This window comes from Allocatelliglobosispora scoriae (genome assembly GCF_014204945.1).
In the GTDB taxonomy this organism is placed as follows: Bacteria; Actinomycetota; Actinomycetes; order Mycobacteriales; family Micromonosporaceae; genus Allocatelliglobosispora; species Allocatelliglobosispora scoriae.
In genome coordinates, this window is the sequence record NZ_JACHMN010000003.1 from 2,103,478 (window position 1) to 2,119,997 (window position 16,520).

The window sequence follows — 16,520 nt, forward strand, 5'->3', positions numbered from 1 at the left end:
CCACCCTACGACCGGGGTCCGACAAAGGCAGCCGGGCCTGCGGGCGGGCAGGCCCGGCTGCGGTCTCAAGCCGACCGGGCCGGTCCAGGCCGAGCGGGTCCAGGCCGAGCCGGTCCAGGCCGAGTGGGTCCAGGCCGAGTGGGTCCAGGCCGAGCGGGTCCAGGCCGAGCGGGTCCAGGCCGAGCGGGTCGGTCCAGGCCGAGACGAGTCCAGGCCGAGACGGTGCAGGCCGGGTCAGGTCAGGCCGAGGATCGAGGTACCGATCGCCTGCTGCTTCGCCGAGGTCTGCGGCAGGTTGGTGAAGGGGTGGTCCTCCGCCCTCGGGTAGGGCCCCAGCCACCAGCCGAAATTGATGAGCATCGTGATACGGCGGTTGGCGGCGGCGAGGTTGAGGAAGGTCTGCTGCTTCGCCGCGATGGTCGCGTCGGTCGCTCCCGCGCACTCCTGCGGAGCCGACTCCGGTACGAGGAAGATCTGCTGCGCGGCGTTGGGCAGATTCGTGCCGAGCCACGTGATCGAGCTGGTCAGATCCGCCGCCGAGGCGCAGTACATGTCGAATCCGACCCGGTCGACGCCGGTGACCGGAGGCTGGGCGGGGTTGCCGAGGGTCGCATCCCGGCCGAAGAGGGTGAGCGTCAGTACCGCACCCTGGAACACCGCCCGGATCTGGCTGACGGCGTTCTGCAGATCGGCCTGGAGCACTCCCTTGAGGTAGGGCTCGTCGATGAGGTAGATCGAACCGATCTTGTCGATGTTCGATCCGATCTGCGCCCTCAGGCGGCCGAGCTGTCCCGGTGCGTCGCCGCGCGGGCTCCAGACGCCGCCGCTGCCGGGCAGGAACGTCTGCCACTGGGTGTCCACCGCGCACGAGTGCGGGCGGCAGTAGTCGAGGTACCCCTGGGCGACGTCCTCCAGGTAGATGTTGAGGTTGGTGTATCCGGCGACCTCCGGGGAGTGGTCGGCGTGGTCGGCGGGGTCCATCACGTCGAAGTAGCCGTAGTGGTTGAGCCCGCCGAGTTTCGACAACCGCAGCTCGTCGACGGTGCTGACCGGCCCCGGCGCGGTGATGTAGCTGCCGAGCGAGACGTACTCCTGCACGCCGAGGTCGTACCCGAGGGTGAGGAAGAAGTTCTGCCCGTTGACGACGAGCGCGACCTCCCGTCCGGCGACCGTGAGCCCGACCCGGAAGGAGCCGTCGGCGGCGGGCGCCACGGCGGGCTCGGTGGTGAAGGTCGGGGCGCCGCGCCGGTAGAGCTGCAGCCGCCCGCTGGACCGGAGCACCAGTCCCAGGTCCACGTCGGCGTCGGTGACGTAGCCGTTGCCCGTGGCGCTCGGGCTGAGCATCAGCGACAGCCAGTCCGTGCCGGCGGTGTCGCCGACGACCGGGTCGAGCGTGGCACCGACCGCCGCGACGCCGTCGAGCGCCGTCGCGAGCGGCTTGTCGAGCCGGACCGCCGACGGTGCCAGGTGGAAGCTGAGCCGGTCCGGGTTGACCAGGTGGTTCACCTGCGACAGCCACGGCTGCGGCGGGGTCGAGGAGTTCCACAGGCCCGACGTACGCGTGTAGCGGTTGGCGACCACCCCCGGCTGGCGGGCGCGCAGCCCCTGGTTGAGGCCGTAGTCGGTGCCGGAATCCGCGCCGTCGAACGTCTCGGCGAACAGTTCCGGACTCGCCGCGATCGAGGTGTCGACCCGGGACACCCGCAGCGTGTCGAAGGTCGTCACGGCGCTCCCGCCGGAGAGGTAGGCGCCCAGGTAGAGGTAGGCGAGGCTGGGCCAGCGGTGCTGCCCGGCCGGGACCGGCACCGAGAAGACCTGCCCGTTGACGGTGAGCGTCGCCGCGAGCGGCGCGACCGTCAGCGACACCTGGTAGGCGGCGGCCGGGGCGACCGAGCCGGTGAAGATCGGCTGCGCCGCGCGGCGGTAGACGGCGAGCGCACCGGCTGAGCTGACCGTCAGCCCCAGGTCGACATCGGCGTTGGTCGGGTAACCCCAGCTCAGGCGCGACCGGCTCAGCACCAGCGAGCCCCAGTCGGCGCCCGCGGTGCTGCCCGCGACCGGATCGATCAGCGCCGAGACGGTGAACTGCCCGCTTGCGTCGGCGACCGCCGGGGCACCCAGCATGATCGCCGAGGTGCCGAGGTGGAAGCTCAGCCGGTCGGGGTGGGAGGGCTGGTTGACCTGCGCGTACCACGGCTTCGGCGGCACGCCCGTGTTCCACAGCCCGGAGACCCGGGTGTAGGAGACCGGCCCCGAGGTGCCGGTCTGCCGGGTGTCGAGCCCGACGTTGAGCCCGTAGAGGGGATCGGTGTTGGACGATCCGGTGAAGTCGTCGGCGAAGCTGCCGTAACGGAACAGGTCGACGGGGGCCACCGCGGCCCGCGCGGGCGCGGCGGTGCCGACCAGGGTGGCGGCCAGCAGGGTGAGGACCATCAGGGCACGACGGATCATGCTCGCTCCAAGGTCTGCATGGGACGTTAGCGCCGCCGAGTCTAGGAGCGCGGCGCCGAATCACCAGGTGCAGAAGCTGGGGCTGACAGCGTCTCCCGGGCGCTGCGGGCCCGCACCGACCGGAGCCAGGCGTCGACCCGGGCCGCGTCCGGTGCGGCGGGCAGCGGCGTGTGGTCCAGGGCGTCGTCGAGCTCCGCGTGCAGCCGCAGCCGCCACGCCTCGACCTCGGTCCAGGGGACTTCGCCGCGGCGTACCCGCAGGAGTTTTTCCCGGTCGTCGCCCACATCGACCACGACGCGGCCGTGCCGCAGCAGCTCGCGGGCCGCGAGCAGCAGGCGGAGCAGGTGCATCACGTGCTTCCACTTGGGTTCGCCGTCGCGGCGCAGGTCACCCTCGATCTTCTTGAACTGGCTCAGCACATAGCCCGAGTAGGTCTGGTAGACGAGCTGCGACAGGAACGCCCCGCGCAGGTCGAGCAGCTCCTCGCCGAGCGGCGTCTGGGTGATCACGATGGGGGAGTGCAGGACCTCCAGCAGGTTCGGGTTGGCCTTGAGCGCCAGCTCGCAGAAGCGCTCGACCTCCCAGGAGAACTGCTCGGGCGCAGGCCCCTCCAGGTGCATCGGCGGCTTGCTCAACGACCAGAAATCGCTGGTCGGGGCCGCGTAGACCCCGCGCAGATCGGTGTCCGAGCCCGCCACGGCGAGGCCGTAGGCCTGCGACCCGACCACGGCGGCATAGATCGTGTGCGCGGTCACCAGCTCCGTCCCGCCGGTCGCGGGAAGAGTCGATTCCGACTGGTACGCCTTGCGCAGCGCCAGCTCGCCCCGCGCGCCCGGGATCTCCCGCCCGTCGGCGAGCCGGACGAGGTAACGCCCGTCGGCGGCCCGCTCCACGACCCGCCCGGTCGCACCCTTCTGCGCGCCGTCGATGAGGGTCCGCAGCACCACCTGCGTACCGACGGGCAACTCCGGCTCCGCAACCATCCCCGCAGCCTAGAGCTCCCCTCCCGCCCCCGCACCCGAAGATCGCCGCAACTCTTGAAGAGTTGGTGCTTCATAGCACCAACTCTTCAAGAGTTGCGGCGATCTTGGGGGTTCGTTGGGCATGCCCAACGAAGCGACTGCGCGGCTGGGCCCCGTTTTAGCACCAACTCTTGAAGAGTTGCGGCGATCTCGGGGTCTACTAGAAATCTAGTAGAGTGGGGGGATGGCGGCGAAGGCGAAAGCGGGCGGCGCGCCCGTGACGGTGACCGAGCTCAACCAGCAGACGACCGCGGTCCTGCGGCGGGTCAAGGAGGGGCAGTCCCTGCCGATCACCGAGCGGGGCCGGATCGTGGCGTTCCTGACGCCGCCGCCGCCGACCGTGACCGGCAATCCGACGGTCGACCAGTGGATCGCCGAGGGGCGCCTGGTCCCGGCGCTCGTGCCGGGCACCGTTCTCGACCTGCTGCCGCTGCCCGACCCCGACGACGGCGACTTCTCCCTCGCCGACGCCGTGATCGCCGAGCGTGACCGGTGATCTATCTCGACACCTCGGCGGCGGCGAAGCTCGTGCAGCACGAGCGGGAGTCGCAGGCGCTCGCCGTGTGGCTGGCGGCGAGGATCGGCCGGCCGCTCGTCTCCTCGGCGCTCATCTATCCGGAGCTGATCCGCGCGGTCACCCGGCACCGGCCGGGCCTCGCCGACCGGGCCATCGCCCTGTCGCAGCGGATCATGACGGTGCCGATCGCCGCCGACATCGTGGCGAGCTCGGCGACGGTCGGCAATCCGGGACTGCGCACGCTCGACGCGATCCACCTCGCCACGGCGGTGGCGATCGGGGCCGAGCTGGAGGCGTTCGTGACCTATGACAAGCGGCTCGCGGCGGCGGCCGCGGAGATCGGCCTCACCGTCGCCGCACCCGCCTGAGAGCACCCGCCGCTCGGCGGCGCCGTGCCATCGGCCGACCGGCGGGCGCTCGGTGCAGCGCGTCAGCCGATCCGGATCACGACGGTCTTGGCCGCCTTGTCGTGCAGGCACTGCTGCAGCGGCTTGTCCCAGAGCTGCCACAGCCCGTCGAGGTAGGAGAAGAACGGCACGATCGTCCCGACGACCTGGCTGACGGCCCAGCGCTTGGCGAGGTCCGACCGGGTGAGCACGGTGACCGCGGGGTCGGCCGGCACGATCTTGATCTTCAGGACCCGCTTGCCGACCGTCTGCCCCTTGCGGAGCTGGTACTCGACGAAGTAGAGGTACGAGAAGATCATGACGACGCCGATGATGGCGAGCTCGATCAGCAGGAAGATCCAGATCGATGCGAAGGGCATCGCCGGGTCGTAGGTCGAGCCGTAGGTGTTGGCGTTCGCCTCGAACTCCTGGAAGAAGTAGATCATCCAGATGATGAGCGCCGGAATGGCGACGACCATGGAGATCGCCCCGACGATGAGGCCGTCGAGCATGTAGGCGCCGAGGCGGTACCAGAAGTCGGCGAGCGGCGCACCGTTGGGCGCGGCCGGCACGAGGCGGACCTGCATCGGCGGCGCACCGTAGGGCGCACCCGGCCCGTACTGCTGCTGCGGGGGCGGTGTCCAGCCACCGGGGATAGGGCTGGGCGGTTGCTGGGGTGTCGTCATGGTCGACATCCTCGCACTGCCGTGCACGTCGTGCAGCCCCAGCGTGGCAGCCTGGGACCGCCGAGGGGCCGACCCGATCCTGCGCGGGGGCGGTCCGCTTTCTGTCACAGGCTCGGCAGGGGTTGCGGGGGTGCCTACGGTGTGGGGCATGAGCATCAGCCGACACGAGGGCAACCAGGTCGACGTCGCCCTGACCTACTCGCCGAAGGACGTGGTGATCAAATCCACGCCCTATGGCGCACTGATCACACTGGACGGCGCCGCGGGCGTCGGCGAGCCCGGGGACCCGGCGCTGCCCAGGGCCGTCGTCCGCGTCGCGCTGCCCGAGGGGGCCATCGCCGTCAGCGCCACCGCCGAGGTGATCGAGACACGGCAGCTCTCCAAGGAGCCGGTTCTGCTCGCACCCGTCCAGCCGCTGCGGGCCGGGATCAAGGAGTCGCTGCGGCGTACCCGGCTCGGTGGTGAGCGCGAGGCGGCGCCCGTACCCGCGATCGTCCTTCCGAACCTGGAGCGCTACGCGCGGCTGATGGCCGAGCCGCGACCCGTCGCGCGCCTGCTCGCGGTCGGTGACGGGCAGGCACCGGTGGCGACCGTGGAGATCAACCCGCTCGCTCTCGACGAGGCCGGCCACCTGATCCTGCACGAGCAGATCACCGTGACGATCGGCTACCGGTTGCAGGACGAGGTGACCCGGGCGCAGAAGTGGCGCGACGTGACGCAGGGCCGGTTCACCTCGGCCACGCAGGCCGCCGACCACTTCAACCTGCTGCGCAACCTCGTGCTCAACCCCGACGACGTGGTCCGCGTGCCGCCGTGGCTCGACGAGATCGTCGTCATCCGCAACGCGGAGTACCTCGTCATCACCGACCGGCACTACTGGAACGCCGAGACGATCACGGCGGTCGCGTCGATCGCCGACGGCGACCCGGTCGCCGAGTTCGAGCGGCTCGCCGCCTGGAAGCGGGCCCGTGGCCTCAGCGCCCGGGTCGTCACGGTCACCGACATCGTCGGCGGTCACTACGGCGACTTCCGCACCGGCGCCCGGGACCTGCCCGAGGTGATCCGCAACTTCGTCAAGCACGCGCGGCGCTCCTGGGGCACCCGGTGGCTGCTGCTCGGCGGCGACACCGAGATCGTGCCGACCCGCATCGCCGACGGCGGCTTCCTCGCCGAGGTCACCCCCGGGTCGGCGAACCCGCCCGCCGCGGGCGGCTCGCACTGGGCCGGGACCGAGCTGCACATCAACACCACCGGGATGGCGATCTGGTGGGGCGCGGACAGCGAGAACACGCTGATCCGCCCCGACACCGGCCTCGTCGTACCCTACGACCCGACCGGCACCGCGGCGCTGGGCTGGCACTTCACCACCGACAACAGCTACGCCACCGCCTGCGGCTACCCGACCGACTTCGTGGTGGCGAAGGGCAGCGCCGCCCAGCTCAACACGACGCTGCGCTTCCTCTACCACTGGAACAAGATCCCGACCGACTTCTACTACGCGAGCCTCATCGGCACCGGCTACGGGGTGAGCGGGCGGCACGACTGGGACTTCCGCGGCAACGGCGTCTACGGCGAGCACGGTGTCGCCGACGTGGACGACCCCGACGTGATCACCTGGCAGGCGCACGTCAGCGTCGGCCGGGCACCCGTCAACGGCGCGATGCAGGCGCGGACCTTCGTCACGAAGGTGCTCACCTACGAGCAGATGCCGCAGGCGGCGCTGCCGTTCGGGCCGTCCTACGAGCGGGGCATGGTCGTCGTCGGGGACAGCTGGGGCGGCCGGATCGGCGTGTGGCCCGCGACGATGAGCGCGCTCGGCGAGAACCAGTATGTCCACCCGGCCCGCGCCGACCACAGCGTCATCCAGCTCACCGCCGCCGAGATCCCGATCAGCTACCACCTCTTCGCCCAGGTGGCCGATAACGACCTGCGGCAGATCCCCTACGACGCGGCGGTCCGCTCGGGCGGGCGGGGCTGGCACTACTGCCTCAGCGCCACGGACGTGACGCCGTCGACGCGTACCTTCGACTTCGGCCCGGGGATGCGCTTCCGCCTGCCGGTGCCCAGCGGGTTCATCGCCGTCTACAGCGACCGCGCCGAGGAGCTCACCCCGACGCTCTACATCCTCGACGAGCCGGTCGCCGACGGCAGCATGCTCGACCAGGAGCAGGTCGTCGACATCGCCCGCGCGTCCCTGCACGGCATCACCACGATCGACCGCCTCTACACCGACGAGGTCGACCTGCCCGCGGGCCGCCCGGCCGGTGCCCGCCACCTCCACCGGGCCAGCCTCACCGAGGCGCTCAACAAGGCGCCGCACCTGGTCAGCCTCTCCGGACACGGCAGCATGGACGGCGTCGCCTACCTCGACGGGGCGATGGCGAGCACGCTCAGCAACGGCCTGCCGGGCTTCATCGCCTATGCCGACTCGTGCCTCACCGGCGCCTTCGAGTGGGGCGAGGCGATGAGCGAGCAGCTGCTCACCAACCCGGACGGCGGCGCGGTCGCCTACATCGGCAACAGCCGCTTCTCCTGGATCGGGGTCGGCGACGACTTCCAGCGCCTCTTCTGGCAGCGCCTGAGCACCACCCGCAACCTGGGGCTGCTCGCCGACAGCCGGTGCGAGCTGGTGCACACGGCCGGGCTGCACCCGACCAACACCAAGTGGGTGGTGCTCAGCCTCAACCTGCTCGGCGACCCCGAGATGCCGATCTGGACCCGGGCGCCGCGCAAGGTGCGCATCCCCCGTACCATCCCGGTGATCAAGGAATGGGAGTGGCCGATCCGCGACGACCTGCGCCGCCTGGTCCCCGACGCGGTGCTCACGATCATCGCGCACGGCCAGACGGTCAACGTCCGGGCCGACGCGGGCGGCATCGTCCGGATCGACACGTCGACGCTGGTGGCGCCAGGTGCGACCGTCGAGGTCGAGGTGATCGTGACGGCGCCGGGCCACGCGCCGGACCGCGGCCACGTGACGCTCGTCGGCGCCGCGCCGTCGTCGCCGGTCAGCCTCCTGGCCGGGTACGCCGACAACGCCTACGCCGACGACCAGCCCACGTCGATCCTCGGCATCCCCGCGTCCCAGTCGGGCATCGACCCGGCAAACCTGACCCGCGACTTCCGCTTCGTCGCCGAGTAACCTCGCCCGCCCACACCCCGAAAATTCGCGTTGATCAAGGGAAGACTCGCCGCATATCGGACACCCCGGATGGTGAGTCTTCCCTTGATCAACGCGAATTTTCGGGGGTTACCGCGAGGGCTGGGGGGAGAGGTCCTCGCTAGGAGGTCCATGAGGAGGCCGTCGTGCCAGCCCTTGCCGTCGGTGTCCCGCTCGTATTGGCGCAGGATGCCGACGGGGCGGAAGCCGACCCTCGTGTAGCAGGCGATCGCCGCCGCGTTGTCGGCGGACGGATCGATGACGAGGCGGTGGAAGCCGCGCTCGGCGATGAGGTGGCGCGCCAGCGTACGCACGGCGTCGGTGCCGAGGCCGCGGCCGTGCACCGCCGGGTCGAGATAGATGTCGATGCTGGCGTGGCGGTAGATCGGATCTTCCTCGGCGCCCCACTGGATCGCACCGACCACCGTGCCCCCGTGCTCGACGACGAGCGTCGCGAGCTCCGGGTCGACGAGGTCCTCGGCGAGCTCGGCGGGCAGGTCGCCATCGGTGTGCCAGTGCGCCAGCACCGCCGGTGTCGCCCGGATCTCGGCCAGCCGGGGGATGTCGGCGGTGGTGGCGGGCCGGAGCAGGACGGTGTCCCCGGTCAATGTCGCAGTCATGGTCACACGGTAGGCCGGGCACCCGCTTCCCCGGCGAGGATTTTCCGGCAAAGAACGCCGAGCTGGTGGGCCTCGGCACTGGTGAGCGGGTCGAAGATCCGGCGCCGGACCTCCTCGACGTGGCCGGGTGCGGACTCGACCAGGGCGGCCAGACCCGCATCGGTGAGGACGGCGATGTTGCCGCGCTTGTCGGTGGGGCACGGGTCGCGCCGCACCCAGCCGCGCTCCTCCAGCCGGGCGACGGCGTGCGACAGCCGGCTCTGCGAGTAATTGTTGATCGAGGCGAGCTCGCTCATCCGCAGCGCGCGGCCGTCGGCCTCGGAGAGCATCGCGAGAATCATGTAGTACGCGTGGGGCATCTCGGAGTCGCGCTGCAACTGCTTGTCGAGCGACTCCTCGACCAGCCCGATCGTGGCGATGAGCGCGCGCCACGTCGCCTGTTCGTCGTCGTCGAGCCACCGGGGTGAAGCCATACCCCCAGTGTACCGCGATAGTTGAGCGCTCAAGTGACTATGTATCTCCCGCGAGCCCGCCGACCGGGTGGGTCCGGCGAGCTGAGGGACTGTTCCTGGTGCTGGCGGGCCCCGGGGGCGACGGTGGCGTTCGGCGCGGTGTATCGAGTGGCGTAACCATATATCCACTCCGCGTGCCTCTGGTGATCTGGGTCACGCCGATGTTACTGTGCCGTAGCGATATTAACCCATCGTTAATCATCGCTTTCCGCGATGCGTTGAGCAGCTCTAACGGGCTTCGTCGGCGCATGCGCGGATCCACATCGTCCCCCGCTCCCACGTCCCCCACACGAAGGATGGACACACTATGCGGTACGCGCGAACGTCCCTCGCGCTCGTCGGCGGCCTGGTTGCCGCGCTGCTGCTGGCGGGCGCGCCGGCAGCAGCGGCGGATCCGGGTCCGCCGCCGAGTTCCATGGCGAGCCTGGGTGACTCGATCACCCGCGGCTTCAACGCCTGCGGCTGGTACTCCGACTGCGTGTCGAGGTCCTGGAGCACCGGCGACTACTCGTCGATCAACAGCCAGTACCTGCGGATCCGGGCGAAGAACTCGGCGATCAACGGCAAGAACTACAACGACGCCCGGTCCGGTGCCAAGGCCGCGGACATGCCCGGCCAGGCCGCGACCGCGGTCGGCCAGGGCGCCGGATACGTGACGATCCTCATCGGCGCCAACGACGCGTGCACCAGCAGCGAGGCGTCGATGACGTCGGTGGCGGCCTACCGCGCCTCCATCGACTCGGCACTGTCGACGATCAAGAACGGGCTGCCGAACGCCAAGGTGTTCCTCGCCTCGGTGCCCAACGTCAAGCGGTTGTGGGAGGTCGGCAAGGTCTCCTCGTCCGCCCGCTCGGCGTGGTCGCTCTTCGGCATCTGCCAGTCCCTGCTCGCCAACCCCACCTCGACCGCCCAGGCCGATGTGGACCGGCGCAACCGGGTCCAGCAGCGGGTCGCCGACTTCAACGGCCAGCTCGCCCAGGCGTGCGCGGCCTACGGCGCCAACTGCGACTTCGACGACAACGCGGTCTTCAACTACCCGTTCGCGTTGAACCAGATCTCCACCTGGGACTACTTCCACCCCAACAACGCGGGGCAGACGGTCCTGGCGAGCGTCACCTACGCGGCCGGCTTCGGCTGGTAACACCTCCTCCACGGATGCCGTGGCCGGGACGGTCTCCGTCCCGGCCACATCGACGTCTGTTGACATCTTTGTTTCGCGGGTGTTTCCTGTTGTCACGAACCGAAGAGAGCGCTCTCGCGGAATACCGGCAGCGTGATCGTGAGCCGTGGACGCGCTCCATCACCCTCTTCGAGGAGGCAACGGCGCATGAGACTCCGCTCCCGCGTACTGCCGATCGCCCTTGCTCTGACCGTGACCGGCGTCGTCGCCGTGACCGTCAGCGCGAACGCCGCGGTCCCGTCGACGCCCACCGGCTGGACCCTCGCCTTCAGCGACGACTTCACCGGCGCGAACAACACCCTCCCCTCCGGTGCCAACTGGATCATCGACACGGGTACGAGCTACCCCGGCGGCCCGGCCAACTGGGGCACCGGTGAGGTGCAGAGCTTCACCAACAGCACCAGCAACCTCAAGCAGGACGGCGCGGGCAACCTCGTCATCACGCCGATCAAGAACGGCAGCTCCTGGACCTCGGCCCGGATCGAGACCCAGCGCACCAACTTCACCGCACCCGCCGGCGGCATCCTGCGCATCGAGGGCCGCATCCAGATGCCGAACGTCACCGGTGCCGCGGCGGCCGGCTACTGGCCCGCGTTCTGGGCGCTGGGAGCGCCCTATCGGGGCAACTACTGGAACTGGCCCGGTATCGGCGAGTTCGACATCATGGAGAACGTCAACGGCATCAACGCCGTCTGGGGCGTGCTGCACTGCGGCGTCAACCCCGGCGGACCCTGCAACGAGACGACCGGCATCGGCGCCAACCGGGCCTGCCCCGGCACGACCTGCCAGGCCGGATTCCACACCTACCGCTTCGAGTGGGACCGCAGCAACGAGAGCGCCCAGCAGCTGCGGTGGTATGTGGACGGAACGCTCTTCCACACCGTGAACCAGTCGCAGGTCGGCTCCTACTGGGGCCAGATGACGAGCCACGCGGGCTACTTCATCCTGCTCAACGTCTCGATGGGTGGAGCGTTCCCGAACGCGCTCGCCGGCGGCGCCACGCCGACCGGGAGCACGGTCTCCGGCGTACCCATGAAGGTTGATTATGTGGCGGTCTGGACCAAGGGCGCGGGGACGCCGCCGAGCAGCCCGCCGCCGAGCAGCCCGCCGCCGGGCGGCAACCGCGACGCCTACACCGCGATCCAGGCCGAGAGCTACAACGGCAACAACGGCGTGGTCAACTCCGGGACCTACATCTCGGCGTTGCGCAACGGTGACTGGGCCCGCTTCGACGGCGTCAACTTCGGCTCCACCAGCCCGAAGGACTTCGTGGCCCGGGTCGCGTCGGGTGCCGCCGGCGGAGTCAGTGGATTGATCGAGGTACGCATCGACAGCGCCACCGCGACCCCCATCGGCTCCTTCGCCGTGGCCAACACCGGCGGCTGGACGACCTGGCGGGACGTCCCCGGCAACGTCGCGGCGGTGACCGGCACCCACGCCGTCTACCTGACCTTCACCAGCGGCCAGCCGTCCGACTTCGTGAACGTCGACCAGTTCCTCTTCCGCCACTAGCCCGCAAATTCGCGTTGATCAAGGGAAGACTCACCATCCGGGGTGCCCGATATGCGGCGAGTCTTCCCTTGATCAACGCGAATATCGGGGCGGGGCGGGGGGCGGGGTGGGGGGTCAGAGGGCGAGGAGGGTTGCTGCCGCCGCCGTCGCGACGGCGGCGTAGGCGGCTATCGCGGCGCGGACCGCTTGGACGCGGCGGGGCTCGGTCCAGCGGGTGCGGATCAGCCACGCCAGCAGCGGCAGGACCAGGACGGCGTGCATCGTCACCGCGTGGACCGGCTTCAACGTGCCCAGCGCCGCATAGGCGGCCTGCTGGTTCTCGCCGAAGACGGTGCGTACGCCGTTGAAGATCATCACTGCGCCGGTGAGCAGGGAGACGTCCAGGATGAGCAGCCCCGCCCGCACCGCCAGCCGCATGCTCGGCGCGACGGTGGGGTGGGGCCGCAGCGACACCACCGTCAGCGCCGCGATCACGGCGATCAGCACGAACCCGCCACCGGCGAGCACCCGGGCGATCATCGAGTCCGTCGCCGTCTCGAAGTTGATGTGCGACGGCACCCCGCGCCAGGCCTGCACGCTGATCAGGCCGACCTCCACCACACTCGCCCCGGCGAGCAGCCCGAGCAGCCACCCCCGGCCGCGGTCACCCAGCGGCAGGAAGGAGGCGACCCACGCGATCGTGATCAGCGTCAGCCCGAAGGAGACGCCGAAGGTGGCCGGCTTGCGCAGCGAGACCGGCCCGGACCAGGAGCCGCCGGTCACCACCAGCACCACCGCGTGGGCCAGCCCGGCCGCGATCAGGCCGAGGCCGAGCAGGTAGCAGAGTCGTTCGACGGGGCGCACAGTCATCCCCACAGGGTGCCGGTCGGGGGTGCCCCGGTCGTCGTCCCGGTGGCGGCACTCCGACTACGCCCGGGGGAGTAGGCGGCTCAGTAGCCGTACGGGGAGGGCGTGGGGTCGATGAGGCCGGCCATCCCGGCGGTGCCGCAGATGCCGACCATGAAGACCCCGTAGCAGAGGCAGATCGCCACCGACAGGCCGGTGAAGACGTAGCCCAGGATGAGCCCGGCGGTGGCGAGGCCGTCGCCGCTCTCGCCGGAGACCTTGATCTGGTTCTTCGCCATGTGGCCGAAGACGATCGCCAGCGGGGAGAAGATGAAGGCGAAGACGATCGCCAGGATCGCCATCGTGTTCGTCGGCGGCGCCACGACATACTGCGGGCCGTAGGGCTGCGAGCCGTACGGCTGCTGACCATAGGGCTGCTCAGCGCCGTAGGGTGGCGGCGGGCCGTAGGGCTGGGGCTGGCCATAGGGCCCCGGGCCCTGGTAGGGCTGCTGCTGATAGGGGTCGGGCGGGAGCTGCGGCTGTTCGCCGGGGTTCCCGGGCGGCAGGTCGGTCATACGGGCTCCTCTTCAGCAGGTACGCCCGAAGGCTACTGCATCGGCGCTCGTCCCGGGTGGGTACAGTGGCAGGCCCCTCGACCAGGAGAAACAGTGACTGAGCCCCTGCCCGCCGGCCCCGGCTGGCACCCCGCGCCGAGCCCCGTCCGCGGCGGGAGCGCACTGCGTCCGGGTCGGCGCCACCGGGACGGCGAGGGCTGGTCGAACCGCACGATGGCCGCCGGCGCGCTCATCCCGCCCGCCGACCTGGCCCTGTCGCCGTCGACCCCGCCGCGGTCGTCGGCGGCTCGCAACGCGCTGGCGCTCGCGATGTTCCTGCCCGCCGTCGGCGCGGGCTACGGCGTCCACCGGGGCGTGGCGTGGCTCACCGGCCTCGACCGGGCCGGGTACGCCGCCACCGCCCTGTTCGTCGCCGGGCTCGTCGCCTGGCTGGCCCCGAAGGTCTCCTACCGCCGACGGGACGCCGTCTGGGTCGCCGCCGTCCCGTACTCCGCCCTCTACCTCGGCTGGCGGTTCGCCCGTCGGCTCGCCTACCTGCCGCACCGGGACTGGCCGCCCCGCGACGACGAGGCACCGGGGTGGATCCAGGTCAGCCACCCGACCGAGCCGGGTGCCCTGCTCTATGTGCAAGCCTGCGACACCGCTCCCGCCGCTCAACTGGTAGGAATGCAGGATGAGCGACGTCGTCGAGCTGTGCCGTGACCTGATCCGCATCGACTCCACCAACACCGGTGACCTGGCCACGAGTGCCGGGGAACGGGCCGCCGCCGAATACGTGGCCGGCGTGCTCGGCGAGGCCGGGCTCGAACCGGCGGTGCTGGAGACGGCGAAGGGGCGTACCAATCTGGTGGCCCGGATTCCCGGCCGGGACAGCTCGCGCGGCGCGCTGCTGGTCCACGGCCACCTCGATGTCGTGCCCGCCGACGCGAGCGAGTGGTCCGTGCACCCGTTCTCCGGCGAGCTGCGCGACGGCTACGTCTGGGGCCGCGGCGCCGTCGACATGAAGGACTTCGACGCCATGATGCTCGCCACGGTGAAGCAGTGGCACCGCGAGGGCTACGTCCCGCCGCGCGACATCGTGCTCGCCTTCACCGCCGACGAGGAGGCGGGCGGCGACTACGGCGCCCACTACCTGGTCCGCGACCACCCGGAGCTCTTCGACGGCTGCACCGAGGCGATCGGCGAGGTCGGCGGCTTCTCCGTCTCCATCGGCGGTGACCTGCGTCTCTACCTGATCCAGACGGCCGAGAAGGGCATCGACTGGCTGCGGCTGCACGCCACCGGCCGCCCCGGGCACGGCTCGATGATCAACGACGACAACGCCGTCACCGCGCTCTGCGAGGCGGTCGCCCGGCTCGGCCGCCACCGGTTCCCGCTGGAGGTGACGCCGACGACCAAGGCGTTCCTGGAGCACATCTCGGAGATCCTCGGCATCGAGCTCGACCTGGAGAACCCGGAGGCCGCGGTCGCCAAGCTCGGCCCGATCGCCTCCCTGGTCGGCGCCACCCTGCGCAACACGGCCAACCCGTCGCGGCTCGCCGCGGGCTACAAGGACAACGTCATCCCCGGCCGGGCCAGCGCCACCATCGACTGCCGCACGCTGCCGGGCTTCGAGGAGACCTTCCGCGAGCAGCTCCGCGCGGTCATCGGCGACGGTCTGGAGATCGAGACCGTGCACCACCAGGAGGCGCTGGAGACCACCTTCGACGGTCCGCTCGTCGACGCGATGGCCGCGGCGCTGCGTGCCGAGGACGCCGGTGCGCGCCCCGTTCCCTACATGCTCTCGGGCGGCACCGACGCGAAGGCTTTCGCGACGCTCGGCATGCGCTGCTTCGGTTTCTCGCCGCTGAAGCTCCCCGCCGACCTCAACTTCGCCGCACTCTTCCATGGCATTGACGAGCGGGTGCCGGTCGAGGGACTAGAGTTCGGCGTGCGGGTGCTCGACCGGCTGCTCCGTAACAGCTGACGTCTCGCCCGAATCTCGAACACGTCCGAAGGGGACCACTCATGAGCTACACCGACGCACAGGTCGACGCCGCACTGGAGGCGGTCGTGAGCGCGCTGCGCACGCACCTCACCGCGGTCCGCGCTGCCGGTGGCAAGATCGATGACGACGATGTGTGGCGCAGCTACGTCGCGCTCAACAACGCCTCGGTCGCCTACGATGACCACCTGCTCGATGTCTACGGCGAGGTCACGCCGTGGCAGGTCGACCCGATCGACCCGGAGAAGGCCGATCAGTTCTTCGATTCCTCCGCCGAGGACTCCGACGACCCGCACACCAAGGTGATCTCGGTCCGGCAGCGCCGCGACTACAAGATCCCCAGCGTCTCCGCGCTGCTCAAGGCCGGTCAGGAAGCCCGCGACGCGATCATGGAGGAGGGCGAGAGCCCCGACCCGGTCGAGACCATCAGCGAGGCCCTGATCGAGCTGCTGCAGTCCGGTGACGGATCGCTCGCCGCCCTCGACATCCCGGAGCTCGAGCCGCTCGACGGCATCGTCACGGTCGCCGAGGTCGAGAGCGCGCTGGACCCCGAGGCCTACGAGGAGACCGACGCCGACGGCCCGTTCTCGCTCGGCAGCACCGACCGCCTCATCGGCCGCATGGACGAGCACCTGCACCTCGAGGACCACGAGGGTCACGAGCACTGAGTCATGGCGTCACCTCCGGTGACGCTGGCGGTGTCCCTCGGGACCCGGTCGTTCGCGATCCTTCTGCTCCTTCGGAGCAGCAGAATCCCGAACACCGGCGGGACACCGCGACGTGGGCGCGGCCCTTGTCGGTCGCGCCCCTTGTCGGTCGCGGCCCTTGTCGGTCGGCCTTTTCTTCAACCTTTCGATTGTTACGCCTTGCGGGGCTCTCTAGGTCGAAAGGCCTGGCAGCGGGGCTCGTTGGGGGCGGCGGAGGAGGACCTGCCGGGTGCCGTCCTTGAGCAGGCGGACCCGGGCGAGCTCCCAGCCCGCGAACTCGGCCTGGATCGCCAGCCGCACCGCGGCGGTCACCCTGTCGACATCCGGTGGTATCCGCAGCGGTGCGTATTCGTAGTCCATGTCGATAATGGTGCTCCCGACGG

At 70.4% G+C, this 16,520-nt stretch carries 15 protein-coding genes and 1 pseudogene; 8 read left to right on the top strand and 8 right to left on the bottom strand.

Annotation, left to right across the window (positions count from 1 at the left end; translation table 11 throughout):
* Window positions 1-234: 234 nt before the first annotated feature.
* Both F4553_RS35620 and F4553_RS35625 read right to left on the bottom strand, forming a co-directional pair.
* Complete coding sequence (locus F4553_RS35620; RefSeq protein ID WP_184845369.1) at window positions 235-2,451, bottom strand: hypothetical protein; 2,217 nt, start codon at window positions 2,449-2,451, stop codon at window positions 235-237.
* A 41-nt stretch (window positions 2,452-2,492) separates the two neighbouring features.
* Window positions 2,493-3,434: a nucleotidyltransferase domain-containing protein gene (locus F4553_RS35625; RefSeq protein WP_184845371.1), complete on the bottom strand. Its 942-nt coding sequence runs from the start codon at window positions 3,432-3,434 to the stop codon at window positions 2,493-2,495.
* Between the two features lie 223 nt (window positions 3,435-3,657).
* Between F4553_RS35625 and F4553_RS35630 the strand changes: the two genes are divergently transcribed.
* On the top strand, window positions 3,658-3,969 hold the full coding sequence (locus F4553_RS35630; protein WP_184845373.1) for a type II toxin-antitoxin system Phd/YefM family antitoxin: 312 nt from the start codon (window positions 3,658-3,660) through the stop codon (window positions 3,967-3,969).
* Window positions 3,966-4,358: a type II toxin-antitoxin system VapC family toxin gene (locus F4553_RS35635; RefSeq protein WP_184845375.1), complete on the top strand. Its 393-nt coding sequence runs from the start codon at window positions 3,966-3,968 to the stop codon at window positions 4,356-4,358. Before F4553_RS35630 ends, F4553_RS35635 begins: the two co-directional genes overlap by 4 nt.
* Window positions 4,359-4,420: 62 nt before the next feature.
* On the opposite strand, the gene F4553_RS35640 is transcribed toward F4553_RS35635, so the two are convergent.
* The gene (locus tag F4553_RS35640) at window positions 4,421-5,062 is read right to left on the bottom strand and encodes an RDD family protein (protein WP_184845377.1); all 642 of its coding nucleotides are present in this window, start codon (window positions 5,060-5,062) and stop codon (window positions 4,421-4,423) included.
* A gap of 148 nt (window positions 5,063-5,210) precedes the next feature.
* On the opposite strand from F4553_RS35640, the gene F4553_RS35645 reads away from it, so the two are divergent.
* Window positions 5,211-8,204: a C25 family cysteine peptidase gene (locus tag F4553_RS35645; protein WP_184845379.1), complete on the top strand. Its 2,994-nt coding sequence runs from the start codon at window positions 5,211-5,213 to the stop codon at window positions 8,202-8,204.
* A gap of 137 nt (window positions 8,205-8,341) precedes the next feature.
* On the opposite strand, the pseudogene F4553_RS35650 reads toward F4553_RS35645, so the two are convergent.
* Window positions 8,342-8,842 (bottom strand): annotated as a pseudogene (locus F4553_RS35650) (GNAT family N-acetyltransferase); the annotation flags it as partial.
* Between the two features lie 2 nt (window positions 8,843-8,844).
* A complete protein-coding gene (locus tag F4553_RS35655) occupies window positions 8,845-9,315 on the bottom strand; it encodes a MarR family winged helix-turn-helix transcriptional regulator (protein WP_184845383.1) in 471 nt (156 codons plus the stop codon).
* Between the two features lie 346 nt (window positions 9,316-9,661).
* Here F4553_RS35655 and F4553_RS35660 point away from each other — a divergent pair, with 346 nt between their 5' ends.
* Window positions 9,662-10,495 carry an SGNH/GDSL hydrolase family protein gene (locus F4553_RS35660; RefSeq protein ID WP_184845385.1) on the top strand — a complete coding sequence of 278 codons (834 nt, stop codon included), beginning with the start codon at window positions 9,662-9,664 and terminating at the stop codon, window positions 10,493-10,495.
* Window positions 10,496-10,681: 186 nt separating this feature from the next.
* A complete protein-coding gene (locus tag F4553_RS35665) occupies window positions 10,682-12,046 on the top strand; it encodes a carbohydrate-binding protein (protein ID WP_184845387.1) in 1,365 nt (454 codons plus the stop codon).
* 114 nt (window positions 12,047-12,160) lie between these two features.
* Here the strand turns inward: F4553_RS35665 and F4553_RS35670 are convergent, their stop codons facing one another.
* Window positions 12,161-12,895: a hypothetical protein gene (locus F4553_RS35670; protein WP_184845389.1), complete on the bottom strand. Its 735-nt coding sequence runs from the start codon at window positions 12,893-12,895 to the stop codon at window positions 12,161-12,163.
* 80 nt (window positions 12,896-12,975) lie between these two features.
* Window positions 12,976-13,446 (bottom strand): DUF4190 domain-containing protein, encoded by a 471-nt coding sequence (locus tag F4553_RS35675; RefSeq protein ID WP_184845391.1) that lies wholly within the window; start codon window positions 13,444-13,446, stop codon window positions 12,976-12,978.
* 93 nt (window positions 13,447-13,539) lie between these two features.
* Between F4553_RS35675 and F4553_RS35680 the strand changes: the two genes are divergently transcribed.
* From F4553_RS35680 to F4553_RS35690, 3 genes are read left to right on the top strand one after another with little or no spacing between them, the layout of a single operon-like run.
* Window positions 13,540-14,148 (top strand): hypothetical protein, encoded by a 609-nt coding sequence (locus F4553_RS35680; protein ID WP_184845393.1) that lies wholly within the window; start codon window positions 13,540-13,542, stop codon window positions 14,146-14,148.
* Window positions 14,120-15,412, top strand: a complete 1,293-nt coding sequence (locus tag F4553_RS35685; protein ID WP_184845395.1) for a M20/M25/M40 family metallo-hydrolase — start codon at window positions 14,120-14,122, stop codon at window positions 15,410-15,412. The genes F4553_RS35680 and F4553_RS35685 overlap by 29 nt, the downstream gene beginning before the upstream one ends.
* A gap of 41 nt (window positions 15,413-15,453) precedes the next feature.
* Window positions 15,454-16,098 carry a hypothetical protein gene (locus F4553_RS35690; RefSeq protein ID WP_184845397.1) on the top strand — a complete coding sequence of 215 codons (645 nt, stop codon included), beginning with the start codon at window positions 15,454-15,456 and terminating at the stop codon, window positions 16,096-16,098.
* Between the two features lie 210 nt (window positions 16,099-16,308).
* Here F4553_RS35690 and F4553_RS35695 read toward each other — a convergent pair whose 3' ends face one another.
* Entirely contained in the window at window positions 16,309-16,497 is a 189-nt protein-coding gene (locus F4553_RS35695; RefSeq protein ID WP_184845399.1) for a DUF5703 family protein, read from the bottom strand.
* Window positions 16,498-16,520 lie beyond the last annotated feature (23 nt).

Coding starts and splice junctions, on each gene's coding strand:
- F4553_RS35620 (WP_184845369.1), bottom strand. CDS start 2,451: ATGATCCGTCGTGCCCTGATGGTCCTCACCCTGCTGGCCGCCACCCTG.
- F4553_RS35625 (WP_184845371.1), bottom strand. CDS start 3,434: ATGGTTGCGGAGCCGGAGTTGCCCGTCGGTACGCAGGTGGTGCTGCGG.
- F4553_RS35630 (WP_184845373.1), top strand. CDS start 3,658: ATGGCGGCGAAGGCGAAAGCGGGCGGCGCGCCCGTGACGGTGACCGAG.
- F4553_RS35640 (WP_184845377.1), bottom strand. CDS start 5,062: ATGACGACACCCCAGCAACCGCCCAGCCCTATCCCCGGTGGCTGGACA.
- F4553_RS35645 (WP_184845379.1), top strand. CDS start 5,211: ATGAGCATCAGCCGACACGAGGGCAACCAGGTCGACGTCGCCCTGACC.
- F4553_RS35655 (WP_184845383.1), bottom strand. CDS start 9,315: ATGGCTTCACCCCGGTGGCTCGACGACGACGAACAGGCGACGTGGCGC.
- F4553_RS35660 (WP_184845385.1), top strand. CDS start 9,662: ATGCGGTACGCGCGAACGTCCCTCGCGCTCGTCGGCGGCCTGGTTGCC.
- F4553_RS35665 (WP_184845387.1), top strand. CDS start 10,682: ATGAGACTCCGCTCCCGCGTACTGCCGATCGCCCTTGCTCTGACCGTG.
- F4553_RS35670 (WP_184845389.1), bottom strand. CDS start 12,895: ATGACTGTGCGCCCCGTCGAACGACTCTGCTACCTGCTCGGCCTCGGC.
- F4553_RS35675 (WP_184845391.1), bottom strand. CDS start 13,446: ATGACCGACCTGCCGCCCGGGAACCCCGGCGAACAGCCGCAGCTCCCG.
- F4553_RS35685 (WP_184845395.1), top strand. CDS start 14,120: ATGAGCGACGTCGTCGAGCTGTGCCGTGACCTGATCCGCATCGACTCC.
- F4553_RS35690 (WP_184845397.1), top strand. CDS start 15,454: ATGAGCTACACCGACGCACAGGTCGACGCCGCACTGGAGGCGGTCGTG.
- F4553_RS35695 (WP_184845399.1), bottom strand. CDS start 16,497: ATGGACTACGAATACGCACCGCTGCGGATACCACCGGATGTCGACAGG.